This window comes from Mesorhizobium sp. B2-9-1, from assembly GCF_006439455.1.
Classification (GTDB): domain Bacteria; phylum Pseudomonadota; class Alphaproteobacteria; order Rhizobiales; family Rhizobiaceae; genus Mesorhizobium.
Genome location: NZ_VFTP01000001.1, coordinates 774,934 through 798,354, shown reverse-complemented (window position 1 = coordinate 798,354; position 23,421 = coordinate 774,934). Strand labels below are relative to the sequence as shown.

The window sequence follows — 23,421 nt, the reverse complement described above, 5'->3', positions numbered from 1 at the left end:
AGCCATAGCCGCGAGGCGCTCGTCACTGATGAGGAACCTACCCGGTGATGCCGTTGCCAGCCGCCCGTGGGCAGGGACGCGTGGATGCCAGGTCTGGAATCTGGCTCGCTGCGACGAATGCCTGGCAACGGATCAATAGCTTTTGCGGCGTCCGGGTCGCAGCTCGCCAAGGACTGAAATCACCTTCCTTGGCTGATGTGGGGCGCGAAGGGCATCCGGTCGCATTCAGGTGGCCGGAGCGCCGGCTTATTCTTTCGTGGATGGCTAGTTCAGCACAATGAATAATGAGAGCGACTTCCGAAGTTGCTCCACTCATCGCCACGTCAGCTAAGATGGTGTCGATTTCGACCGGGCGCCCTCCCTTCCCGCGGGTGGAAAAGGGGGCGCTATAGAGGGTAGGCAGTCTGATGAGTGAAATGCTGCAGCTGCGCCAATTCATCACCGATCCGCGAGAGCAGCGATCGATAGCGACGACCTTGCGAAGAAGACGGTGGGCGGAATTCCAGCGGCGCTTCCCCGACATCGGACGAATGCGCGTGGTCGATCTCGGCGGAACGGTGGTTCATTGGGAGAGAAGTCCGGTTCGCCCCAAATGGGTGACGGTAGTCAATCTCCTACCCCAGACGAGCAGGGCTGCCTGGATCAGAGTCGTGCAGGGCGACGCCTGCGATCCGCCCGCAGAAATCCGAGCCATGGAATTCGACATTGTGTATTCGAATTCCTTGATTGAACATGTGGGTGGGCACGCGCGCCGTGCCGACCTCGCTTCGATCATCCACGGTTTGGCGCCGCATCATTGGGTGCAAACCCCTTATCGGTATTTCCCGATTGAGCCGCATTACCTCTTCCCGGGCCTGCAATTCCTGCCCCAGGCAGCCCGCGCCAAGTTGATCCGACGCTGGCCGTTGTCACCGTCGCGGCCAGACCAGGGACAGGCCGTCAAGGATGTGCTGGAGATTGAGCTCCTGTCACAGACCGAGATGAGGTATCACTTTCCTCGCTCTGACCTCTTCAAGGAGCGGGTGCTGGGGATGACCAAATCGATTGTCGCCGTCAATTAATGAGGCAGCTGCATTCACGCTGGAATGACAACCATAGCGATTGCGATAGCGCTCGCGGTGGGGTAGTCGCGTTAGTGCTAACAGGCCAAGCTGGCACAAACAGGCGCGCGGCGGCCGTCTGCCTCCAGCACGCCAGCGATCGGATATCATAGTCTAACGACTGGCAGCAAAGCCCCAACAATTGCAGATGGTTCGTCACTGTGCGCAGTCCTTACCTTCTCGGAATTTTGCGCATCCGCCACGCGGTTCGCAGGCCCTTGAGCGAATGCCACACGAGAGTGTCGCGGAGGGACATCTTCAACCTGCGCACCAGCAGATCGGCCTGACCCCGCATCGTTCTCGGGATCTCGATCTGGTGGAGTGGTATCGCAGCGTCGCAATACTCCGTCTTGTAATCCTCGTTGCCAAGACCTTGATCGAACTCCTTCATGCCAGCGTCTATCGCCCACTCAATCAGATGGTTGAGCAAGTGGCGACCGGGCGAGAAACGAACCCATTCGCCCGCTTCGAAACTCGGCATCATGTAGTAAAATCTGCTATCGTCCTTGTATCCCCAGTGCACCGCCAGGACCGTGCCGTCCAAATTTAGCGACGAAATATGGACGTAGCCTCGTGGGGCAAGCTCGAGCGCGGCCTGCCGAAGAAAGGCACGATAGCCGGGTCGCTCCATTCCATCGACCCCAGTCGTTTCGATATAGCGTCGCGACTTCTGTCTCATCATCGCTTCGAGCATCTCGTCGCGTTCGGCGGACGTGCTCGCGATCCTGAAGGCGACTGTGCCGCGCTCACCAAGCTTGCGAAGCTTGCGCCGCGTGTCCTGGGCTCGCGGGAGGCGCTCGGAGACAAACTCGTCCACGCTGCTGGGCAGGCGCATGACATACCCGCTGTGGGGATAACGAGCCGTGATCAAGGGCGTCAGCGGATTGTCGATGTCGAACACGCGCTCGGGCATCTTTTCGACAACTGCGATGTCGAAAGGGGGTGCAATCCTTGCTATTGCATCCCACAACTTGCCTACGAATGAAGGGCGCCAGTCTTTGACGTGCGGAAACAGGACTGGCGCATTGTAGTCGCTGACGCCACCGTCCAAGAACGACAAGACCTTCAAGCCGAATTTGCGCTTCTCGATGCCAAGCGGCAAAAGCGCGTGAGGAGCACCGCGCTCGTCTACCACCGCAATAAACAATGGCCGAGTGCCGCGCGCCGGCCCGATTGTGTCGCACCAAACGTTTAAGAAATCGGCCGTCTGGAAAACGAAGGCGCGAGCCGAGCCCCGATTGGCCATGGTCGGCCACATGGCCGCAAAATCCCGCCATGAATCACTTGCCGAGACAACCAGGGAAGACCCCTCGATCGGGGTGCTGCGGATCATTTGAGGCAATCATTGATCAAGAGATGGACTGCGCCAGCATTGGGCGCGACGAAAATGCCGCTGGTGGAGACGCCAAACCTCCATTCCCATGAAAGATTTTCCGCCCCTGAACAGCTCGCCAACACGTTTTGGACCCCAGTAACCACCCGCAACCCGCTTCGGGCTCCGTCTCACCAATGGGTCATCATCTGTCCAGACCGGTTCGGAGCATATCTGAACAAAAGACGCACATTGCTAACCCGTTGGCCGACTGGATGCATACGTCCCGCGATTTATGATCTTCATGGCTCTTCTGCATCGCGCTGGTCGAGTGTTCACCTCAAGTGCTCGAGGAATGAATTACCGCAGCAGACCTGGGGCAGTCCACGAGGACCGCGAAATGATCACTGTCATCATCCCACATCTCGACCAGCAAGAAATGCTCAGGCGCTGTCTCGCATCCTTGCAGGCGCAGCGGCCGCCGCAGCAAAAAGTCGAGATCATTGTCGTCGACAACGGATCGAGACAGATACCGAGCGACCTTTGCGCCTCCTTTCCCACTGTCACGCTCCTTCTCGAGCGCACACCCGGCCCCGGGCCAGCGCGCAACCGCGGCGCAGCCCACGCGAGCGGCGAAACGCTAGCTTTCATCGACGCCGACTGCATCGCCCATCCCGATTGGCTTTACGAAATAGAAAGCTGCTTTGCAGAAAGAGAAGATATCGGCATCATAGGCGGCGACGTCAGGATTGCGCGTCAGGACGCACACCGACTTACCCTACTTGAAGCTTACGAAAGCGTCTTTGCCTACCGAATGCGCGAATACATCACCAAGCAGGGATATACCGGGACCGGCAATCTGGCGATGCGCAAACAAATTCTGTCTGCGGTTGGACCGTTCGGTGGGATTGAAATTGCGGAAGATAGGGACTGGGGACAGCGGGCGCTCCGCAAGGGCTTCCGCACCCACTACCGCAAGGGGATGATAGTGTTTCATCCCGCCCGCCGGAATCTCACTGAGATCGCTGCAAAATGGGAACGGCATGTTGCTCACGATTTCAATCGGGCACGCTCTGAGCGAGGGTGGCGGCCGCGCTGGATCTTGCGCAGTTTCGCGGTCGCGCTCTCGCCCGCGGCAGAGTTGCTCCGGGTGGGCTTTTCCGATCGCATCGAAGGCCCAAGGGCGCGCATGCTTGCCATGTACGGCGTCGTCCTGGTTCGCCTTTACCGATGCAAGGTGATGCTGGCTCTTGGATTCGGAGCAGACGCCTCGCGCATCCTCGACAAATGGAACCGCGTCTGAGCGCAGGGAAGACCCGGCTCACGGCTTCCTCGGAGCGGTGGCCCTGGCTCGTTGATAGGCGGCGATAAGGTTCGGCACTTGATAGCTCCAGGCAAGTTCCCGCTGCAAACGATCGCGGCCGTAATCACCCATAACCTTGCGCTGTTCGGGGTTGCCAAGCAGCCATTCAACCTTGTCAGCAAAGTCGATCGGATCATCCGGGCGGGCGTAGAGAGAGGCTGTATCCGCCGAGAAACGCCCCTCGGTGACGTCGAATTGCACAATTGGTTTGCCGAAAGCCATGTACTCGAGAATCTTGTTCATGGTGGACTTGTCGTTCATCGGATTGACGCGATCCGGATTGACACACACGTCGGCTGTTGAAAGCACGGTGAAGAGCATTTCGTCGGGAACCCGACCGGTGAACGTGACATAGTCGTTCAGCCCCAAACTTTGGCAGTGTTCCTTGAGATTTCCAACTTGCGGGCCACTGCCGACAAGAACGAACTGAATGTCCTGCCGACCGCGCTCATGAACGAGATGTTTGACGCTACGCAAAAGTAGGTCGATTCCCTCCTGTTCCCCCATCACGCCGACATAGCCCACGAGAAACTTGCGTCCTTTCTTCAGGCCGGGGTCGGGGCAGTCGATCCTCAAGCGTGTCAGGTCCGGACCGGACCGCACCACGAAGACATCGCTCTCGCGCTTCCTGCCACGGGTGAGCGCGATCCTTCGGTAGCTCTCATTGGTCGAAATGACGACGTCGGCGCATTTGAATGTTATCCATTCGAATAGGCACAAAAGCCGCCACAGCCGCCCACGCTTGCCGAACTTCGCCTCGTAAAGCTCGGGATTGATGTCGTGGTGGTCGAAAATGAAACGCTTGCCGAGCAACTTGAACGGCAGAGCGACGAGAAAGATCAGATCCGGCGGGTTGCAAGCATGGATGGTCTCGAACCCATGCCTAAACAGGATTTTCCATGCCAGCCGGGTCTCGTGCCAGAGCGCCGCGCCGTATTCGAGGAGGAACTCCGATGCGCCTTTGGCTTCGACCGGCAAGTCATGCCTGTATACGTGAATGCCCTCCAACGTCTCTTCATGCTCTTCCGCCCCTACTCCGACAGGGCAAATGATGGAAACCTCCGCGCCAGCGTCACGCAATGCACGCGCCTCCTGCCAAACGCGCCGGTCGAACGGCACGGGCAGGTTTTCGACAATCATCAGGACCTTGCGGGCAGAAAGGCTGCCGGATTGAGTTTGTTCGGCCCCAAACATTGAGATGGCGGACATGTCTCTCCCCTAAGCCACAGCGCGCCTGACATCGAACGGCAGGGCGGCATCACCAGGCTGAGCAGACTCTTCCAGGGATGCGGGAGGGGCTGGCAGCCAGTTTGCGCTGTCCGACAGCGCGTTGAGGTCGATCACGCTCTGCGCCCTCGAGAAGGAAAGCATGCCCGCAGTGCGGTTTGCGAATATCACCCGATCATAACGTCGAGCTTCGGCCTGCTTCTTGCTCACCAGCAGGGTGGCAAACTGCGGAAGCCACGACCACGCATAGCCCAGATTGGCGCCGACCAACTTGCCGGCGTCGATGGCCGGATCAAAAATCGAGAGCCTGTAGCGTTCCCTCAGCAGGCTGCGCGCAAGGTCGATATTGGGGCTCTCTCTCAGGTCGTCCGTTCCGGCCTTGAAAGCCAGGCCCGCGAGAAGCACTGATGCTCCCGGCTTCAGACCCTTTGTGGCGAGTTGGAACAGGCAGTATTTATGGGCGTCATTGGAGCGCAGGAGCGAGTCGATCAAAGGCGCATTTATCCCGCAGTCCGCCACGATGTTCTGCAATGCACGGACGTCCTTTGGCAGACACGAGCCACCGAATGCTCCGCCGGGGCGCAGGTAGTATGGAGAAATGTTGAGTTTTGTGTCGGAAACAAAGATCTCGTGCACTTTCGCCGGATCGACACCGAGTTGAAGGCCGATCCGGCCGATTTCGTTGGCGAACGCCACCTTCATCGCATGCCAGCTGTTGTCGACAAATTTTGTCATCTCGGCTTCCGCAAATCGCGTCACGAAGCGCGGCGCTTCGAAGCCGGCAAAAAGCTCGTCTAACGCTGTCTTTGGCTCGCCGTCCTGCGTTCCTATGATCACCTTCGGAGGCAGGAAGTAGTCATTGACGGCCGAAGATTCCCTCAGAAATTCGGGGCAGTAGGCGAGTTCAACGCGGTCCGCCGCGTCTCCCAGCAACCCTGCGAAGATCGGTGCGATCAGACCCTCCATTGTTCCGGGCCTTACGGTCGAGCGGTAGATGACGGTCAACGGCTTCGCGAGGCTGTGCCCCACGTGCAGCGCTATTTCCTTTGAGACTTCAGTCACGAATCTCATGTCGTGGGCGCCGTCCGCTCCGCTTGGCGTGCCGACGCATACTATTGCGGCGTCACAGTCTTCGAGCTTGTCTTCGACTTCCACGAACGCCGAGATGCGATGCTCCGCCAGCCCATGGAGCAGCATTTCGCCAAGTCCCGGCTCGATGATCGGTGCAATTCCGGAGTTGACGCCCGCGACCTTGCGGCCGTTGACGTCAAACCCAACCACTTCATGGCCTTGGTGTGCAAGGCAGCACAGGGTGGTAAATCCGACATAGCCCAGCCCGAATACAGCTATTTTCATGGACGCCCCTAACTCCGCATCATGTTTGAGCCGGGCAGAGATCGCCTCAGACAAACAATGGCATTGTTCCAACTCCGGGCGAATTGAGGAGCTGTCCGTTGAGCGAAGCGACCGCACACTTATGGGTAGAATGCCCCTTAGGCATGGTCAAAAAGGGGGATGTTCTCTGCATTCAGATCGCACCCAACTCTGCGAAGCCCGCCGCGCTGATGAGCTTGGACGGATCATGCGATGCGAGAAAGGCGATAGGCCGGGTTGAAGAATGAACACCACAAGCTCATGGTGGGAGGGTTTTTCGCAGACGTCGATTTGTACTTCCCTTGCGCCGGATATCGGTTCCTGCGCGCAAAGGATCATAAGGAATAAAGCGACCATAGGAAATTAGGTGTGGTTGGATCGAAAGAGCGCTTCATCAACTTCCACGGCATAGGCATAGCCCCACCCGGTATCGACAAAGCCGAACTGGATTTCTGGTGGGATGCGGATCCATTTCTCGCCGCCCTAGACAAAGTATCTGCAGCTGCGAGCAATTACCCCCTCCTCATCACCTTTGACGACGGCAATGAAAGCGATCTCGACATTGCGTTGCCCGCACTTCTGGAAAGAAATCTCAGTGCGTCTTTTTTTGTTTGCGCAGGGAGAGTGGGAAGCCGCGGATATCTGAGTGCATCGGGGATCAGGCAACTTCTTCAGAAGGGTATGCGGATCGGGAGCCACGGCATGCACCACCTTGACTGGAGCAAGCTCGATGATGCCGGTCTGCAGACCGAAACAGTGGATGCCAAGCACAAGCTGGAAGACATCTGCGGTTGCGAGATCGATGAGGCCAGTATTCCTTTCGGCCGTTATGATCGCCGCGTTTTGAGAAAACTGAAAACTGAAGGCTACAGCCGTGTCTACACGTCGGGTCGCGGCATCGCCACCAAGGAAGCATGGTTGAAACCGCGCAACACGCTGGACCGCTCATGGCAATGGAAAGACATCCCAAAGGATCTAGTCCTCCAGGACTCTTATCTCAAGCGGCTGCGCTCCAGTCTCTCGCACGCTCGCAAGTCTGTTTGGTAACTGCTGTGCCCTGCCATCGTCGCGTCTAGTACGCGTTTAGCCCGCGTAAGACGGCAAACGGTGTTTGCAGGATTATGCGGATGTCCAGCCAGATACTCCACCTCTCTATGTAGAGCATGTCCATCTGGATCCGGTTCGTCATCAGGTCGACCCCCGGCGTTGCGCCGCGAAGTCCGCTTACCTGGGCCCAGCCTGTGATGCCCGGCTTCATTTGACGGCGAAAAGCGTAGTTGGCGATCGCTCGACCGAATTCGCTGTCATGCGAAGCGGCATGCGGCCTCGGTCCAACGACCGACATGTCACCCATGAGGACGTTCAGCAATTGCGGCAGTTCGTCTATGCTGGTTCGACGAAGCCAACGGCCAAACGTTGTGGTGCGTTTGTCCTCGGAAGTGGCTTGCTGGATTCCTGGGCCGTCCTCCAGGACGTTCATGGTCCTGAATTTGTATATCTTGAAGGCTTTACCGTTGAAACCTATGCGGGTTTGCCTGAACAGGACCGGTCCGCGCGAGTCGAGCTGGATCATCACGGCAATAAGTGTCATGAACGGCCAAAGCAGCGCCAAAGCGGCCATTGAGATGGCGACGTCCATGAGCCTCTTCGCTGCCCGCTGCATAATAGAGAGCGGCGGATGCTGCAGTTCGACGAGAGCCGACGATCCCACTATCTGAGCCGGCTGCCTTACAAAATCGACCAGCCAGTCGCGGGCAATGAGCGAGACTGGCAACGGAAGTTGGCGCAGAAGCGCTAGATGAGGTTTGAGCCGCTGCCAATCCCGAACATCGGCCGCTATGAGTATCTCATCGACATCTGAGTTCTGCGCGATCGCGACTGCAAGTTCGATCCGCTGCCGTATCAGCACTTCGTTATCCGGCGTCCCAAGGTTCAATCGATACTCGATGTGAATTCCATGCTGCTGCAGCTCAGGGGCTGCGTTGGCATCGAGTGAGGCTCCCTGGTGGATCAAAACCGCTTTGCGTCCTGCCGTGGTTCCTTTTGCTGAATCTCTGCGGACAAACAGCCGCCAGCAAACTCGATGAGCGAAAAGCGAGATCAGTCCATCGAGCGCCAAGGCAACGCCGGTTTCCGGATCAACCTGCTTGCCCAGAGCAAAGGTGCTTACGCCAAGGAGCGCCACCGTGCATAGCCATAGCGACGTAACGACATGGAGGCGCATGTTTTCGGAAAGAATTGTCGAAGGCTGGTAGAGGCCGGCCAGCTTCGCCGAGCACACGAACAGCGCGCAGGCGATGGGTGCAATGGCCAATGTTAGCATCGCCACCCCGCCTCCATCTGCGCCCGATTGCACGCTCCAGATGGCGCACGCCGCGGTAATGGTCAATGTATCCGCCGTGATGGCCAGCGGGGCTACTGACCGGTACGAAACGAGGGAACGTCCGGAAGGACTGGCTGCAAACTCCCTTGCTGTCTCCAAACTGGCGATCGGCGACATATCCATTGCAAATACACCGGACCGTGTTGACGATAGACAGGCAGGCCGTAACGCCCGCTTGCACACATTATTTGGCCGGTCCGACGCCGCGCAAAACGCCTACAAAAGTGCGCTGAGCTCATCCCAGTTATTCAGAAGGAGTAGTTGGTTGAGGGCTTGCGCGATCACGGCCGTTATTGCGCCTTTTGCGGTACCAGCGCACCGTTCGCCGGAGACCCTCGTCGAGGGAGGTTTTCGCTATCCAGCCGAGCCGCGCGCACGCATACCCGGTATCGGCGATCACTTCGTTTTCAGCCGGCCGGTCGGGCACCGCGCCGAAGATGGGAGGGGGTGCGGAGCCGACGATTGCAACAATCCTCTCGACGATTTCGCGAATAGAGACGAGGCGGCCAGATCCGAGATCGATCGTGGCCCCCTCGATCCCCTTTGTCGTCGCCGCCAAAACAAACCCGTCGATCACATCGTTCACATAAATCCAGTCAGCCCGTCGCTTGCCGCTGGTCACTTTGGGTGGGGTCTCGACAAGCAGCGACTCGATTACTGTCGGTATGAGCTTGGCGGGCGCCTGACGCGGTCCGTAGACCATGAATGGCTGCAGAATGACCACCGGCGCCTGGAAGAGAGTGTTAAACATGCGTCCGTAGCCGGACGCCGCCCATTTCGCCGCTGCATACGGCGAATGTGGAGTGGGACGCGCAAGACCCGGCTGGGGCTCGGTAAACGAGCCGCTCAGGATAATGCGGCTGCTGCCGGCCTCCGTTCCGGCCAGCAGAACGTTGAGTGTGCTGGTCAACAGGCTTTGGTAAGTCGGCACCACCAATTCAAGGTCTGGGCTCGCGCCAACCGAGCCGGACAGATGATAGACGATGTCGGGCTTCACCGTGGCGACAACGCTACGAACCGTCGAGAGATCGGCCATGTCGGCTTGCCACCAGATCGGTCCGCGATCGTCTCTCTCTCGTTCGAAACGTGACGTCGCGTGGACCTCGCAGCCAAGTCCGAGCAGCCGTTGGCAAAGATGGGAACCAAGGAAGCCACCCCCGCCCGTGATCAGAACCTTGAGGTCAGTGATCTCGGAATTTTGGTGGACCATCTCGGCCGGCCTCCATGTCCGCGGACTGCACCATCGCCCATTCCTAGTCTTGACTCACAGGTGTCGATGACAGGAAGCGTCCCTGATTTCCACGCAAGCGCCTGAGCAGCAAAAGCCTTGAATCTGAGAATTGCGCCCGTCCGGCCCTGATTGTTTCCTTCGCCCAGAAGCGGCGAAGCGCCATTTCGCATCGACGCAACTGATCCTCGGTAAGCTTTGCTTCCAGAACGATATCGCGGAGGTCGCGATAGGTGCGGGACGGCCAGGTTCTGAGTTCTTCGCTGCTGATGGGATCAAGACGTCGGCGGAATGCAACGCGGTCGAGGCCGCGACGCGGCTTCTGCGTACGGTTGGCGAGCCGATCGGGGATGTGAATGATTGGCCCTGTCAGCGCCAGTTCGGCGCATATGAGCCAGTCCGCCTGCTCGGAGCGGCGAAGCATGCGCGTTTCCAAGAGCCGGGAGCGTCGGTACATGCCGTAGATCGGGTCATACTTGGCGTCGCCGGCATGGTAGAACCACAACATCCTTTCAAACCGCTGGGCTGCGTCGCCGGAGCTTGGAAATTCCCCCCGGTAGTCCTCCCATCTCGCCGCCCCCTCGGGCGAGTAAACGGTGAAGCCGGTGGTCAGGCCAATTGCGTCAGTCCGGTCTTCAAGCATCTTCACGCATTTCGAGAGATAGCCCGGCTCGAGCCAATCATCGGCGCTGATCCAGCGGAAGAATGTGCCACGCGCCAGGCGCAGCACACGGTTCATGTTTTGATGGATCCCAATATTCGAAGGATTGACATTCAATCGGATGCGCCCATCGGCCCGCGCGTAGTTTGCAAGTGTTTCTGTCACTCCGTCGTCAGATGCATTGTCGGAAACAACCAGCTCGAGGCCCTCGAAGTCCTGGCCGAGGATGGAATCTATGCAATTTTCCACCCACCCTTTTCCGTTGCGGACGGCAAGGCCGATACTCAGCCGTGGAACATTTTCGCTCATCTGCTTGCTCCGAGATTGGCGGATGTGTCGGCAATTCGAGCCGGCGAAGCGGGTCTCAACGCCGCCAGGACATCCACATAAAATTTCCTTTGGCCGAGGACGAACAGGAGCAGACAGGCGTAGACCGCGCCCATGACCATCCCGCCCATCAGAAGCCGAAGGAGCGGCGTGGACGACGGCCCCAGGTAGAACGCTGCCTCCAGTCCCGCACCGCTTGCGACGATACTGGCCAGCAATGGCCGCCAGATCGCGGCAAAGAGATCGAAAGGCGACAGAAGCGTGCCCTTCGCGCACCAGACAATATGCGGCACCACCCACACGGTCATGGCCGCAGAAACGCCCAGAGCCACGCCGTTGGCTCCGTAAGGTAGACCTATGATGATGGCCAGGCAGACCAGCACAGCGATGGCGTATGCCATCTTGAGACTGCGTCCCTGGAGACCCGTCGACTGGAGGAACCATCCGGTTGGGTTGATGATCCCGAAAACCAGGATCGTGGGGGCGAGCAAACGGAAGATCGGCGCTACAGCATGCCACTTGTGCCCAAGGACGACGGTGATGATCTCGTCCGCGAAGATTGCACAGAACATTGTCGTTGGGAGTGTAAGACTGTTGACGAGCGTATATCCCTTGAGGAAATACGCTCTGCAGCGAACCGCATCACCCTGCAGCCTGGACAAGCCGGAAAAGGCCACTCCACCGACCGCTGACAGCAAGGTCGTGTTCGGTATATTGATGAGCTGATAGCCTCGCCCATAAATGCCCAGGGCGTCTGCCCCCAGATAGCGCCCGATCATCAGCTTGTCGAAATTATAGGCCAGATGGACGACCAGATTGTTGAACGTGATCGTGGCCCCGAACCTTAGCATGGACCGAACATCGGAGAGCCTACCGGGCTTTCCCGGACGCCAGGAAATCGAAAGCCACATAAGAAGGGTCGTCGTCGCAGGCTGAACGAGTGCAGCGCCAACCAGCGCCCAATAGCCAAAGCTATAGAACGCCATTCCAAGCCCGGTCGCAATGCTGGCCAGTTGGGCAATTGTCTCTATGACAGCCAGGGCCCCATAGCGCAGCGAGCGTTGCAGAAGCGCAAGGTGCTGCACCCCGGCGGCATTGAACAGGAAGCCGGCCGCCAGCGCGGCGGTCACCGGAAGCAGGCGAGGCTCCTGGTAGAAAGCGACGAGGAAAGGCGCGGCGATGAGGCAGAGCACGCCAAGGATGCTGCCGACGGCCACATTGACCCAAAAAAGGGTCGATACATATTGATCGCTGATGTCGGCCTTTTGAACCGTCGCTGCCGAGAGTCCGGCGGTGGAGAACAGGTCGAAGAAGCTGGTAACCACCGTTACCATGGCGACCAGCCCGAAATCCGCCGGTTCCAGGAGGCGTGCGATTGCGGCGACAAAGCCGAGCCGCAGAACAAAGGAAATCCCTTGTCCGCAAAGCTTCGCAAACGCACCCCGCAGCGATTTTCCTTTCAGTTCGTCCAGCTTCGAACTCCCCGCCAGAAAGAAGATGCCGTACGGTCCGAGACTCGTAACGGTGCCATAGCCAAATCACAGGAGGGCGTGAGATAGCCCACCAAGACGACGACGCCAGCTTATGGCTCGCGCTTCGTGCCGGGCACCCCTCCACAGCGCGTGTGCCGATATCAATTGTGATTAGTCGATGCCCGTTTGAATTAGTTCCGAAGAGCCAGCAATGCGGCCCGGGGTGGGCGATGTATCCGGGCGCTTCTCCGGCCCGGTGAAGTGCGGGGCGCGTCCGGCTTCTTTGCCCGTAAAATCCCGCAGCTGGCCAGAACGGCGAGCACAGGACGTAGAGACGCTATCAAGCCCGGAAATTTGCGCGCATGGCCGACAGACCTAAACCCCTCATCCGATTGGGTCAGTAGCCTCGGGACAAAATCGTGCGAAGGTCGAACAGCGCCATGCATTCCGCAGGAGGAACAATGCGAGTTCTGGTCACGGGCCATCAAGGCTATATCGGCTCTGTGATGGTGCCCATGCTGATCGCTGCGGGGCACGACGTCATAGGTTACGATGCCAATCTGTACGAGCGGTGCACCTTTGCCCCCGCAGGCAAGCTCACCAACATTCCAAGCATTTGCAAGGACGTGCGCGATGCGAGCCACGACGACTTCGTCAACGTCGAGGCCGTCATCCACCTTGCAGCGCTTTCCAACGACCCGCTCGGCAACCTGAACCCCGACATCACCTTCGCGATCAATCACCGCGGAAGCGTCCGGATAGCCCAGGTTGCCAAGGAAGCCGGCGTGCGACGTTTCCTGTTCGCCTCCTCCTGCAGCAACTACGGGGTATCCGAGAGCGACCTGATCGATGAGACCGGTGACCTCAATCCCGTCACGGCATATGGAAAATCCAAAGTTCTGGCGGAACGGGACATATCAGCACTGGCAGACGGTGATTTCTGCCCCGTCTATTTCCGGCCGGCGACTGCCTATGGCGTCTCGCCTCGCCTGCGCTTCGACGTCGTGCTCAACAACCTGATGGCATGGGCCGTTTCGGAAAAGCTGCTCTATCTCAAATCGGACGGAACGCCCTGGCGACCGCTCGTGCATGTCGAGGACATATCCCGAGCCTTCGTCGCAGGTCTTGCCGCACCGACCGAAGCGGTCTGGAACCAGGCGTTCAACGTCGGGTCAACGGAGCACAACTACCGGATCCGCGACATCGCGGAGATCGTCACCGAAGTCGTCCCCGGCTGCCAACTCACCTTCGCCAGCGACGCGGGACCGGACAAGCGCTCGTATCGTGTCAATTTCAGCAAGCTTGCCCGCGTCCTGCCTGACGCTTTGCCGCGCCACAACGCTCGAAGCGGGGCTGAGCAACTTCTCAGCGTTCTCAAGTCATCGCGACTGACGCCCGGTGAATTCGAAGGTCCGCGCTATCAGCGGATCGCCCATATCAAGCACCTGATGGCGACTGGCGTGATCGCTCATGATCTTCGTCGCCTGACGCACAGCCAGGCAAAAATTCCGGCAGCGATGCTACAATAACGACGGCGATATGGATGATGGCGCTCAACAACTGGTGAATACTTCTGCCCGACTAGGCGAGAAGATTTACGAACTTGCCAGAGAACTTTTCCCGATCGCCCGCAGCATCACTGGTCCCGGTGTTCGCGAGACGCTGCGCGTTTTGTCACGGCACCTGCCGATCGAGGTGCACGAGGTTGCAACGGGAACGCCCGTCTTCGATTGGGTGATACCAAAAGAATGGATCATCCGTGAGGCCTATATCGACGACGAAAAAGGTAACCGGATAGTCGATTTCCGGCACTCCAATCTCCATGTCCTGAATTACAGCGTTCCGGTCGACAAGGTGGTGAGCCTCGCCGAGCTGAAGGAGCATGTTTTCACGATACCGGAGCAACCCGACCTTATCCCCTACCGTACCTCATACTATGCGGAACGGTGGGGATTCTGCATGTCGCACAATCTCCTGACGTCCCTTCCGGAGGGTCGCTATCGCGTTCATATCGACAGCGAACTCAGGCAAGGCGCGCTGACATATGGTGAATATGTCCATGGCGGAACGAGCGACCGGGAGTTCCTGCTGACCACCCACATCTGCCATCCCTCAATGGCGAACGACAATTGCTCGGGCCTGGCTTTGCTGACGGTATTGGCAGGAAAGCTCCGCGCGCGTCAGACACGCTATAGCTATCGCTTCCTTTTCATTCCCGGAACTATCGGTTCCCTGGCATGGCTCGCGGCCAATGAGGACAGAATCCCCCGGATCGACCACGGCCTTGTGGTCTCGTGCGTCGGCGATGGCCAGGGCCCTACCTACAAACGCAGCCGGCGCGGTGATGCCTTCATCGACCGAGCCATGGAACATGTCCTTTCCCATCTCCCGGGCCAATCCGCAAAGGTGATCGACTTTAGTCCGTACGGCTACGACGAGCGCCAGTTCTGCTCGCCCGGCTTCAACATGCCAGTCGGCCTATTCCAACGCGGTGCCCACGGCACCTTTCCGCAATACCACACCTCCGCCGACGATCTCGATTTCATTCGTCCGGAGCATCTGGCCCATTCATACGACATGCTTGCGGGCGTAATCGACGTCGTCGAGGAAGACTGGGTTCCTCTCAACCTCAGCCCCAAGGGCGAACCTCAGCTTGGCAGGCGCGGCTTATACGCAGCGCTTGGAGGCCTTCACGCTTCCAGCCATGGGGCGATGCCAATCCTATGGGTTCTCAACCTAGCGGACGGCAGCAATTCGTTGCTCGCGATAGCCGAGCGATCCGGACTTCCGTTCGCCGAGATCGCTGCCGCCGCCCGACTTTTACGCGAACATGGGCTGTTGTCAGCTCAGTAGCTCCGTGCGACGCGCTTCGGCCGTGAGCAGCGGCCAATGCCTGTCGCGATCCGACAATATGCTGGGTGGAGCAGGCCAGTCGATCGCCAGGCATGGATCGTCGAATCGTAAGCCGCTCGCCGCCCCCGGCGTATAAAACTCGGAAATCATGTAACTCACCGTCGAGTCGGGCTTGAGTGTCTGGAAGCCATGGGCAAAGCCACTGGGGATGTAGAGCATGCGGCGGTTGCTGGCCGTCAGCTCAAATCCCTCCCATTTCAGGTAGCTTGGCGATTGTGGGCGCAGGTCGACAATGACGTCATAAATAGAGCCCGCAATACAACTTACCAGTTTTACCTCCGCATGAGGCGAATTCTGAAAGTGCATACCGCGCAACGTGTGCGTATGCTGCGAATATGACATGCTGTGCTGGACGAAGCTGGTCGTCAGACCGTGGCCGGCAAACTCGGAAACGCAGAAGGTACGGGTAAAAAACCCGCGTTGATCCCAGATGGGTTCCGGCTCGACCAACATTGGTCCGCTGAGCGAAGACGGATGAAAACGCACTCGAAAGCTCCTTTTGACGAGCCTCAGCCTAAACTGCCGGCGATGCATCGCAGCAAAGCTATCTTGCTGTTGTCATACACAAACTGCTGTCCACTCAAGAATACATGATCAAAAAAAGGGCGTCCGCGTACCTCTTCTGGATCAACCTAGGCTGAGCCTCATTCGATTTGACTAACCTATCTCTCAGAATACCAAGTCAGCGGCTCTCGCCGACTGGTTCAAGGTCACTGCAGATAAATCCGGGGTTGGGTCTGATGAATTTTCATTCAGCCGACGCGCGCGGCCAACAGGTGGACGTCGAACACGAGCGACGTTGCCGGCTCTGTGCAGCGCCTCTTCGTCATACATTTGTCGATCTGGGAATGTCGCCGCCCTGCGAAAGCTTCATATCGCCGGACCGCCTGGGCAACGTCGAGGCCTACTATCCGCTTCACGTGATGGCTTGCGAGGGATGCTTCCTAGTGCAACTGCCGGAGCATATTACTCCGCAAGAGATATTCACCGAGTACGCATATTTTTCATCTTATTCCGCAAGTTGGGTCGCGCATGCGAAACGCTATTGCGATTACGCTGCGGCGCGCTTCGGGCTCCGACAAGACAGCCTGGTAGTCGAACTGGCCAGCAATGACGGTTATCTGCTGCAGCATTTTCAGCCGCTGGGGGTTCCGACACTTGGCATCGAGCCTGCGGCGAACGTCGCGCAAGCTGCAATCGCCAAGGGCGTGCCGACGCGTGTCGCCTTCTTCGGTGTACGCCTGGCGCGCGAACTCATCAACGAAGGCAAGCAGGCCGATCTCATCATCGGCAACAATGTTCTCGCGCAAGTTCCAGACCTCAACGACTTCGTGGCAGGCATCGTGCTACTGCTCAAGCCGCAGGGTGTGGTCACCCTTGAATTCCCGCACATTGAGCGGCTCATCGACGAAAACCAATTCGACACGATCTATCACGAGCATTTCTCCTATTTCTCGCTCACGACGATCGACGTGGTGGCCGCAAGGCACGGCCTCAAGATCTTCGACGTAGAGGAACTGCCCACGCATGGAGGCTCGCTGCGAGTCTATTTGGCGCGGGCAGATAGCGTCTATCGCCCGTCGCCGGCGGTGGCTGGACTGATCGAGCGAGAGGCAACCGCCGGCCTCAGGCAGATGCAGACCTACACGTCATTCGCCGATCGCGCCTATGGCGCCAAGCGCGCCCTACTCAGCTTCCTGATCTCGGCGAAGAACGAAGGCAAGACGATCTGCGGCTATGGAGCGCCCGGCAAGGGCAACACCCTTCTTAACTATTGCGCGATCGGCACCGACTTTTTGGATTTCACGGTCGACCGGAATCCCTACAAGCACGGACGCTTCACGCCCGGCATGCACATTCCGATCAAGCCCGTCGAAGCCATCCAGGAGGCTAAGCCGGACTACATCCTGATCCTGCCATGGAACCTGAAGGACGAGATCGTGAGACAGATGTCGCACGTGGCGGCATGGGGCGCGAAATTCGTCGTGCCAATCCCCTTCGTCAAGGTGATCGATCCCGCGGAGTACCGGCCATGAAAGTAGTTCTTTTCTGCGGCGGGCTTGGTACCCGCATTCGCGATTATTCCGAAGCGGTGCCCAAGCCGATGATCCCGCTCGGCCCGCAGCCAATCATGCGCCATGTGATGCAATACTATAGCGACTACGGGCATGAAGACTTCATCCTTTGCCTTGGCTACAAGGCAAACGTCGTCAAGGATTTCTTTCTCAACAGCCGGCCGCAGATGTTCGCTGATTGCGTGGTAACCGGCGACGGTCGAGATGTCAGGCTCTTGGATGACAGTCACAAGGGTTGGCAAGTCACTCTCATTGACACTGGCATCTGGCGCAACATCGGCGAACGGCTCTGGGCCGCTCGTGATTTGGTTCGGGACGAGGACATGTTCCTTGCCAACTACAGCGACGGGCTCACGGACGTCGACCTCGACGACATGGAGCGCAAGTTCCGCGCGAGCGGAAAGGTCGCCTGCTTCCTCGCGGTGCCCCCGCCGGTCACCTATCATTTTGCGGATATCGCCGAGGACGGCCACGTCCGTGAGTTCCGCAGTTCCACGAGCTCAGATATCTGGATCAATGGCGGGTATTTTATGTTCAGGCCAGAAATCTTCGATTTCATGCGCGAAGGCGAAGAACTCGTGCTTGAGCCTTTCCGGAGGCTGATTGAGGCCAATATGCTGATGGCCTACAAACACAATGGCTTCTGGCGCGCCATGGACACATTGCGCGACTGGCAGGTGCTCGAGGACATGGTCGAAAAAGGCAACATGCCCTGGAACCGGCAGATGCGCGAGCGGTCCGGTCATACTGGACTCGCAGTCGCCAGATCATGAGGGCCCTGTCGCTCGCAGGCATGCAGGAGAGTCTGTGCGTGCTTTGTCTTGGCGCCCATTCCGACGATATCGAGATCGGCGCGGGAGGGACCCTTCTGTCCCTTGTTGCCAGCGGCGCGAAGCTTGACGTGCACTGGATTGTGTTAAGCGGGCGCGGAGCCCGGGGCGAGGAGGCTCGCGCGTCGGCGCATAGCTTCCTCGAAGGGGTCACAGATCCCACCGTGATGATTGCAGACTTCGATGATAGCTACTTTCCGACCCAAGGGCGGGAGATCAAGGAATGGCTTGCGTCCCAGGCCAAAAAAGCCAAGCCTGACCTGATCTTCACCCACCGCCGGGATGATGCGCATCAGGATCATCGCGAGGTCAACAGGATCACCTGGAACCTTTTTCGGGATCACCTTATTCTTGAATATGAGATCCCGAAATGGGACGGCGACCTGGGTCAGCCAAACTTCTACACGCCGCTGACCGAAGCCCAAATGCAGCGCAAAATCGAATTGCTTCTTGCCCACTTCGGCAGTCAGCGGTCCAAAGATTGGTTTGACGCCGAAACGTTTCGTGGTCTGGCACGGCTGCGCGGCATGGAGTGCCGCGCTAAGGACGGATTTGCGGAGGGGTTCGTGGTTCGAAAGGCCGCCTGGTCCCTCGGCTGAAGCGGGACGATCGTATGCGACGGATTGCGATAGGCAGGAGCGCCAGACCCTCTCCAAACGAGGTAGGTCGGTCGAGAATGTGGTGCACGTTTTCGCCAAAATCAGGCGATTTTGCCTACAGCAAACCCGTCGCAACAACTGCTAAGATTACAATAGAACGACGGTTGCGCAAACAATTACAAACAACCCCTAGTCGGCACGTTGCCTCTACATCATCGGTCAAACCGCATGGAGAATGCACGCTGCGAGCGAACCCACCCCCATGACGACACGTGGGGGGACTCTGTGAACAGCACTTCGCAGTCGGAGGGCGAAGATCCTGGTCATGGTACCGAGGTCGCGTCGGTCATCGATGCCATCCGCGAGTGCATTGGAACGTTGCAACTTGATCTCGACGGACAGGTTGTGGTTACTGGAGCTGGGTTTGGCTCGGAGGCGATCACGGCAACCGCGGCAGCGCTCGCCGGCGCCCGACGCGTATTTGCGCTTACAGCCGAGCGAAAAAAGCATGCCAGAAGTCCAGCCACCTCCTGGGACGCCTTGGACCTGGCCACCGATGCCGGACATTCGGCCAGGCTGGAGATATTGCGACGAATGCATCCTCATCACTGGAATGACGTCGACATTCTTGTGAGTTGTCCCCGGACACTGCCGATATCACGGTCGACCGTCGAGTACCTCCGACCAAATTCAGTCGTAGCTCTAATGGCCGAGCCATGGGAACTCTCTCCCGAGATGGTGGACCTAAACGCCTGCAGCGAGATGCAGGTCAAAGTCGCCGCTCCAAATCTAGAGCATCCCAGCATAAACCTGCATCCCGATTTAGCCCGGCTGTGCTGTCGACTGTTGCACGATGCAGGCATAAACGCCCGCGATACGAGAATCGCTCTCCTGTGCGACACCCCCTGCAGGCGCTACATAGAAGATGCCCTGATCGAGCAAGGCGCGAGAGTGACAGTGTTTGCTCACCCGCAGATGCTGCTGCCGGAAATGTGGGACGCTGTCGTGGTGGCATTGCGGCCGGCGGAAAAACCGTCGATGGATATCAATGGCCTTGCCCGGGTATTCGAAGCTGCTCATGGGAGCCTGCTCATTCAATTCAGCGGCGAGATCGACCGCCTGGCTGCTCGGTACTTTGGTCTTCGCGTCTGGCCGCCGCGAAAGCCGGCGCGCGGCCAGCTCGGCGTATCGTCTGAGATTCTCGGTTGGCATCCCACGATTCGCAGGCTAGTCGGCGGTCTCAAGGCAGCCGAGATGGCGCGGCGTGGAGCAGATCTCCGTCGCGACGGCATCGGTTCAATAGTCGGCCCCCCGCCCAACTGACTCGAGGTCAGCAAGCGCCGCGCTTCTCGCGCTCCTGGCCCGCGTTCAGACCAATGCGCTTGAGACACCGACCTTTTTGTTACGGCGCCATCGGCGCCAATGTCGCAGAATGCCCCACTGCAAGGCTATGTGCCACCAACTTGGCCAAGCGAAGTAACAGAGCAGCCCCGTTGTCGCCGCCGCACCAGTGCGACAACGGGTCTAGCTTCAAAAGACGCAAGGCGGCCGGCGTCCTTCTTGGGGTAAGTGGCTTCAGAACGCCGGCCCGGCGGACTCAGTCCACCGTACATTAATGATAGCTAAAATACGCTCACGAGAAATAGCGAAATCCGGGAATCCCGAGCTTTTCGCGGCGAGACCCGTCGCGGGAAGCACTTCTAGGATAGCGGTAGCAAACCGGATGGTGGGCTGAATATTCGGAATATTTAATATTATCAATTTTGCAGTGACGGACCAGCCGGCACGCCACCCCGATCCTTCCGGCTCAAAACCGGCCCCTTACATGTCGAGCCGCCTCGATAGAGAAGGCAAATCGCCTTAACCCGAACGCCGACCTCGCAGTGATTGCGTCCCTCACCGATCGGGTGAAGCGCGCGGCCTCTTTCCGACTCAAACTGCCAATCTGGTCATAGATTCACGCATCAAGCCGGCGGATATCGATGTGGTACATCCTGACATGCCGGCTCGCGTGGTGTTGTCGGCCTATCCGAGCCGGCATCTGCCGCAAATCCATGGCTTGCTCACATCGATGTCGGCCGACCGGCTGACGGACGAAAAGACCGGCGAGCCTTATTTCCTCGCCAAGGTCAAAGTCGACACAGCCGATCTCGCAGAGCTGCATGACGTGCACTTGTCGCCCGGCATGCCGGCGGAGGTCATGATCCTGACGGGAGAGCACACTTTGCTCGACTATATGCTGGCCCCGGTGCAGGCTTCGCTAACACGCTCTTTCAAGGAAAACTGAACCGACGACAGCACACCGCCGCCGGCCATAAGCCGACGCCTCATCGTCGTATCTGTCAGCGCAGCCGCGGGGGCGTGACGGCGCTAGCGCCTCAGGGCGTGGACATTGTCCATCGACGCGCCACCCAGCGGCAGCGCCATGTCGTCGTCGAGCAGCCGGGTGATACGGGCAAAGCCGACAAAGGCTTTGCGCGCTTCCTCGGCCGACATCTTGCCCGACAGTGCCGCCGCGCAGCAATTCAGGGCGCATTGATAAACCGGGCCGCGTCTTCCCGTTGGCCACTTCCGCAGGAACACCATCGCCTCGGAGACGCTATCGACTTCCTCCACAGGGTATCCCTGCCCACGCGCAATTCGCACTGGGGTAAAGAAATGCAAGCGATCCATAATTATCCTCCCGGTCGACCGCAGCGCAGTCGAACCGCACTAAACGCACGTCCCGCGAATTGGTTCCAAACAAATTTGGTTGCCGATGGAAAAAGTTCGAAACCGCGGGCCTGCGCTGACATGCGCGAAAATCACTTGGCGACTCAGCCAATGCAGGCCTGGAGCCGTCGGATAACGGCGATTCTCATTGAATATCTTTAAGGCGAAAGCCGGCAAATGGGTTGCTTGCCGGTTACCCTGCGTCAGGCTTAACCTCCCCGTCAACGCGTGAGGGCGCGTTTTGCAAAAAGGGGAACACTTGCAATGACCATTCAAGGCGCATCGCCTGACCTCTACAATGAGGATCTGGCTCCCGCAACGGTCAGGAACTGGGGACCGTTTTCGATCTTCAATGTCTGGACCTCCGACGTCCACAGCCTCTGGGGCTACTACCTGGCGGCAAGCCTGTTTCTGTTCTGCGGCGGCTTCGTCAACTTCATCATCGCCATCGGCATCGGCTCGCTGATCATCTATGCGCTGATGAATATGGTCGGCTATGCCGGCGTGAAGACCGGCGTGCCCTACCCCGTGCTTGCCCGCGCCTCCTTCGGCATCTGGGGCGCCAACGTCCCGGCGCTGGTGCGGGCGATCGTCGCCTGCTTCTGGTACGGCGCCCAGACGGCCGCGGCTTCGGGCGCGATCGTGGCGCTGCTGACACGCCTGCAATGGTTCGACGAGTTCAACAAGAGCTCGCACCTTCTGGGACACTCGACCCTCGAGGTGATCTGCTTCGTCATCATCTGGGCGCTGCAGTTGCTGATCATCCAGAAGGGTATGGAGACCGTCCGTCGCTTCCAGGATTGGGCCGGCCCGGCCGTGTGGGTCATGATGCTGATCCTGGCGATCTATCTCTGTGTGAAGTCGGACACTTTCGCCTTCACCAGCGACATCCCGATGGATGTGCTGCTGGACAAGACCAAGGACGCAGGCGTTCCGGGCGAGCCTGGATCCTGGACCGCGCTGTTCGCGGTGGCGGCGATCTGGGTGACCTATTTCTCGGCGCTCTACCTCAACTTCTGCGATTTCGCCCGCTATGCGCCGGACAAGGCGGCGCTGCGCAAGGGCAACATCTGGGGCCTGCCGGTCAACCTCATCCTGTTCTCGCTGGTGGCCGGCGTCACGACGATCGCCGCCTATGACGTCTACCATGAGGTGCTGCTGCATCCAGACCAGATCTCGGCCAAGTTCGACAGCTGGTTCCTGGCCGCGCTTGCCGCGCTGACCTTCGCGGTGGCGACGCTGGGCATCAACGTCGTGGCGAATTTCGTCTCGCCGGCTTTCGACTTCTCCAACGTCTTCCCGCGCCAGATCGACTTCAAGAAGGGCGGCTACATCGCGGCGCTGATCGCCCTGGTGCTTTATCCCTTCGCGCCATGGGAAGGCAGTGCGGCTTCCTTCGTCAACATCATCGGCGCTACGATGGGACCGATCTTCGGCGTGATGATGGTCGACTACTACCTGATCCGCAAAAGCGAGGTCGACGTCGAAGCGCTCTATCGCGAAGACGGCGAGTTCCGTTTCCAGAGCGGGTGGCATGTCAATGCCTTCATCGCTGCCGGCATCGGCGCCATCTTCTCCTCGATCCTGCCCAACTTCACCAACTGGCTGCCGTCCTGGTGGGGCGTCTATGGCTGGTTCTTCGGCGTGGCGATCGCCGGCGTCGTCTATTACGTGCTGCGTACCATGGCGCTTGGTGCAGGCGCTAAGGTGGCGAAGGCCTGAAACAAGGCAGTGGGCAGTAGGGATCGGGCAATAGAAGACGCCACCCTACTGTACTGCCTACTGCCTACTGCCTACTGCCTACTGCGCGACGTGCCGATGCCGAGACACTTGTGATTGGCCGCC

General features: G+C 58.8%; 20 protein-coding genes. 11 read left to right on the top strand and 9 right to left on the bottom strand.

Annotation, left to right across the window (positions count from 1 at the left end):
• Positions 1–407: 407 nt before the first annotated feature.
• Positions 408–1,061, top strand: coding sequence for a class I SAM-dependent methyltransferase (locus FJW05_RS03935; protein WP_210239085.1), 654 nt, complete (start codon positions 408–410; stop codon positions 1,059–1,061).
• A gap of 211 nt (positions 1,062–1,272) precedes the next feature.
• Here FJW05_RS03935 and FJW05_RS03930 read toward each other — a convergent pair whose 3' ends face one another.
• On the bottom strand, positions 1,273–2,433 hold the full coding sequence (locus FJW05_RS03930; protein ID WP_140627962.1) for a GNAT family N-acetyltransferase: 1,161 nt from the start codon (positions 2,431–2,433) through the stop codon (positions 1,273–1,275).
• A gap of 379 nt (positions 2,434–2,812) precedes the next feature.
• Between FJW05_RS03930 and FJW05_RS03925 the strand changes: the two genes are divergently transcribed.
• The gene (locus tag FJW05_RS03925) at positions 2,813–3,715 is read left to right on the top strand and encodes a glycosyltransferase family A protein (protein WP_140627959.1); all 903 of its coding nucleotides are present in this window, start codon (positions 2,813–2,815) and stop codon (positions 3,713–3,715) included.
• A gap of 18 nt (positions 3,716–3,733) precedes the next feature.
• Here the strand turns inward: FJW05_RS03925 and FJW05_RS03920 are convergent, their stop codons facing one another.
• Positions 3,734–4,984, bottom strand: a complete 1,251-nt coding sequence (locus FJW05_RS03920) for a glycosyltransferase family 4 protein (protein ID WP_246673188.1) — start codon at positions 4,982–4,984, stop codon at positions 3,734–3,736.
• 9 nt (positions 4,985–4,993) lie between these two features.
• Positions 4,994–6,358: a nucleotide sugar dehydrogenase gene (locus FJW05_RS03915; RefSeq protein ID WP_140627956.1), complete on the bottom strand. Its 1,365-nt coding sequence runs from the start codon at positions 6,356–6,358 to the stop codon at positions 4,994–4,996.
• A gap of 387 nt (positions 6,359–6,745) precedes the next feature.
• Here FJW05_RS03915 and FJW05_RS03910 point away from each other — a divergent pair, with 387 nt between their 5' ends.
• Positions 6,746–7,423 carry a polysaccharide deacetylase family protein gene (locus tag FJW05_RS03910; protein ID WP_140542363.1) on the top strand — a complete coding sequence of 226 codons (678 nt, stop codon included), beginning with the start codon at positions 6,746–6,748 and terminating at the stop codon, positions 7,421–7,423.
• Between the two features lie 25 nt (positions 7,424–7,448).
• On the opposite strand, the gene FJW05_RS03905 is transcribed toward FJW05_RS03910, so the two are convergent.
• The 4 genes from FJW05_RS03905 to FJW05_RS03890 form a co-directional block, all read right to left on the bottom strand.
• Complete coding sequence (locus FJW05_RS03905; RefSeq protein WP_140627953.1) at positions 7,449–8,882, bottom strand: exopolysaccharide biosynthesis polyprenyl glycosylphosphotransferase; 1,434 nt, start codon at positions 8,880–8,882, stop codon at positions 7,449–7,451.
• Positions 8,883–9,003: 121 nt separating this feature from the next.
• Complete coding sequence (locus FJW05_RS03900; protein WP_140542365.1) at positions 9,004–9,969, bottom strand: NAD-dependent epimerase/dehydratase family protein; 966 nt, start codon at positions 9,967–9,969, stop codon at positions 9,004–9,006.
• A gap of 43 nt (positions 9,970–10,012) precedes the next feature.
• Positions 10,013–10,957, bottom strand: a complete 945-nt coding sequence (locus FJW05_RS03895; protein ID WP_140627950.1) for a glycosyltransferase family A protein — start codon at positions 10,955–10,957, stop codon at positions 10,013–10,015.
• Positions 10,954–12,423, bottom strand: a complete 1,470-nt coding sequence (locus FJW05_RS03890; protein WP_246673201.1) for a lipopolysaccharide biosynthesis protein — start codon at positions 12,421–12,423, stop codon at positions 10,954–10,956. The genes FJW05_RS03895 and FJW05_RS03890 overlap by 4 nt, the downstream gene beginning before the upstream one ends.
• A 485-nt stretch (positions 12,424–12,908) precedes the next feature.
• Here FJW05_RS03890 and FJW05_RS03885 point away from each other — a divergent pair, with 485 nt between their 5' ends.
• Both FJW05_RS03885 and FJW05_RS03880 read left to right on the top strand, forming a co-directional pair.
• Positions 12,909–13,976 (top strand): SDR family oxidoreductase, encoded by a 1,068-nt coding sequence (locus FJW05_RS03885; protein WP_140627944.1) that lies wholly within the window; start codon positions 12,909–12,911, stop codon positions 13,974–13,976.
• A 10-nt stretch (positions 13,977–13,986) separates the two neighbouring features.
• A complete protein-coding gene (locus tag FJW05_RS03880) occupies positions 13,987–15,300 on the top strand; it encodes a DUF4910 domain-containing protein (RefSeq protein WP_140627941.1) in 1,314 nt (437 codons plus the stop codon).
• Here the strand turns inward: FJW05_RS03880 and rfbC are convergent.
• Positions 15,289–15,846, bottom strand: coding sequence for a dTDP-4-dehydrorhamnose 3,5-epimerase (gene rfbC, locus FJW05_RS03875; protein ID WP_140627938.1), 558 nt, complete (start codon positions 15,844–15,846; stop codon positions 15,289–15,291). The genes FJW05_RS03880 and rfbC overlap by 12 nt on opposite strands.
• 254 nt (positions 15,847–16,100) lie before the next feature.
• On the opposite strand from rfbC, the gene FJW05_RS03870 reads away from it, so the two are divergent.
• From FJW05_RS03870 to FJW05_RS03850, 5 genes are all read left to right on the top strand, one after another.
• Positions 16,101–17,396, top strand: coding sequence for a class I SAM-dependent methyltransferase (locus tag FJW05_RS03870; protein WP_140542371.1), 1,296 nt, complete (start codon positions 16,101–16,103; stop codon positions 17,394–17,396).
• Positions 17,393–18,208: a sugar phosphate nucleotidyltransferase gene (locus FJW05_RS03865; protein WP_140627935.1), complete on the top strand. Its 816-nt coding sequence runs from the start codon at positions 17,393–17,395 to the stop codon at positions 18,206–18,208. The genes FJW05_RS03870 and FJW05_RS03865 overlap by 4 nt, the downstream gene beginning before the upstream one ends.
• Positions 18,205–18,864: a PIG-L deacetylase family protein gene (locus FJW05_RS03860; protein ID WP_140627932.1), complete on the top strand. Its 660-nt coding sequence runs from the start codon at positions 18,205–18,207 to the stop codon at positions 18,862–18,864. The genes FJW05_RS03865 and FJW05_RS03860 overlap by 4 nt, the downstream gene beginning before the upstream one ends.
• A 285-nt stretch (positions 18,865–19,149) precedes the next feature.
• Positions 19,150–20,187 carry a hypothetical protein gene (locus tag FJW05_RS03855; protein ID WP_140627929.1) on the top strand — a complete coding sequence of 346 codons (1,038 nt, stop codon included), beginning with the start codon at positions 19,150–19,152 and terminating at the stop codon, positions 20,185–20,187.
• Between the two features lie 661 nt (positions 20,188–20,848).
• The gene (locus tag FJW05_RS03850; RefSeq protein WP_140627926.1) at positions 20,849–21,151 is read left to right on the top strand and encodes an HlyD family secretion protein; all 303 of its coding nucleotides are present in this window, start codon (positions 20,849–20,851) and stop codon (positions 21,149–21,151) included.
• Between the two features lie 83 nt (positions 21,152–21,234).
• Here the strand turns inward: FJW05_RS03850 and FJW05_RS03845 are convergent, their stop codons facing one another.
• Complete coding sequence (locus FJW05_RS03845) at positions 21,235–21,537, bottom strand: DUF982 domain-containing protein (protein ID WP_095765383.1); 303 nt, start codon at positions 21,535–21,537, stop codon at positions 21,235–21,237.
• Between the two features lie 303 nt (positions 21,538–21,840).
• Here FJW05_RS03845 and FJW05_RS03840 point away from each other — a divergent pair, with 303 nt between their 5' ends.
• On the top strand, positions 21,841–23,298 hold the full coding sequence (locus FJW05_RS03840; RefSeq protein ID WP_140627922.1) for an NCS1 family nucleobase:cation symporter-1: 1,458 nt from the start codon (positions 21,841–21,843) through the stop codon (positions 23,296–23,298).
• The last annotated feature ends 123 nt before the right edge of the window (positions 23,299–23,421 follow it).

Excerpts from the sequence above, each read along its gene's own strand:
- FJW05_RS03935 (WP_210239085.1), top strand. The coding sequence starts at position 408 with ATGAGTGAAATGCTGCAGCTGCGCCAATTCATCACCGATCCGCGAGAG.
- FJW05_RS03930 (WP_140627962.1), bottom strand. The coding sequence starts at position 2,433 with ATGATCCGCAGCACCCCGATCGAGGGGTCTTCCCTGGTTGTCTCGGCA.
- FJW05_RS03905 (WP_140627953.1), bottom strand. The coding sequence starts at position 8,882 with ATGGATATGTCGCCGATCGCCAGTTTGGAGACAGCAAGGGAGTTTGCA.
- FJW05_RS03915 (WP_140627956.1), bottom strand. The coding sequence starts at position 6,358 with ATGAAAATAGCTGTATTCGGGCTGGGCTATGTCGGATTTACCACCCTG.
- FJW05_RS03895 (WP_140627950.1), bottom strand. The coding sequence starts at position 10,957 with ATGAGCGAAAATGTTCCACGGCTGAGTATCGGCCTTGCCGTCCGCAAC.
- FJW05_RS03840 (WP_140627922.1), top strand. The coding sequence starts at position 21,841 with ATGACCATTCAAGGCGCATCGCCTGACCTCTACAATGAGGATCTGGCT.
- FJW05_RS03900 (WP_140542365.1), bottom strand. The coding sequence starts at position 9,969 with ATGGTCCACCAAAATTCCGAGATCACTGACCTCAAGGTTCTGATCACG.
- FJW05_RS03925 (WP_140627959.1), top strand. The coding sequence starts at position 2,813 with ATGATCACTGTCATCATCCCACATCTCGACCAGCAAGAAATGCTCAGG.
- FJW05_RS03845 (WP_095765383.1), bottom strand. The coding sequence starts at position 21,537 with ATGGATCGCTTGCATTTCTTTACCCCAGTGCGAATTGCGCGTGGGCAG.
- FJW05_RS03885 (WP_140627944.1), top strand. The coding sequence starts at position 12,909 with ATGCGAGTTCTGGTCACGGGCCATCAAGGCTATATCGGCTCTGTGATG.
- FJW05_RS03880 (WP_140627941.1), top strand. The coding sequence starts at position 13,987 with ATGGATGATGGCGCTCAACAACTGGTGAATACTTCTGCCCGACTAGGC.
- FJW05_RS03870 (WP_140542371.1), top strand. The coding sequence starts at position 16,101 with ATGAATTTTCATTCAGCCGACGCGCGCGGCCAACAGGTGGACGTCGAA.
- FJW05_RS03865 (WP_140627935.1), top strand. The coding sequence starts at position 17,393 with ATGAAAGTAGTTCTTTTCTGCGGCGGGCTTGGTACCCGCATTCGCGAT.
- FJW05_RS03920 (WP_246673188.1), bottom strand. The coding sequence starts at position 4,984 with ATGTCCGCCATCTCAATGTTTGGGGCCGAACAAACTCAATCCGGCAGC.
- FJW05_RS03860 (WP_140627932.1), top strand. The coding sequence starts at position 18,205 with ATGAGGGCCCTGTCGCTCGCAGGCATGCAGGAGAGTCTGTGCGTGCTT.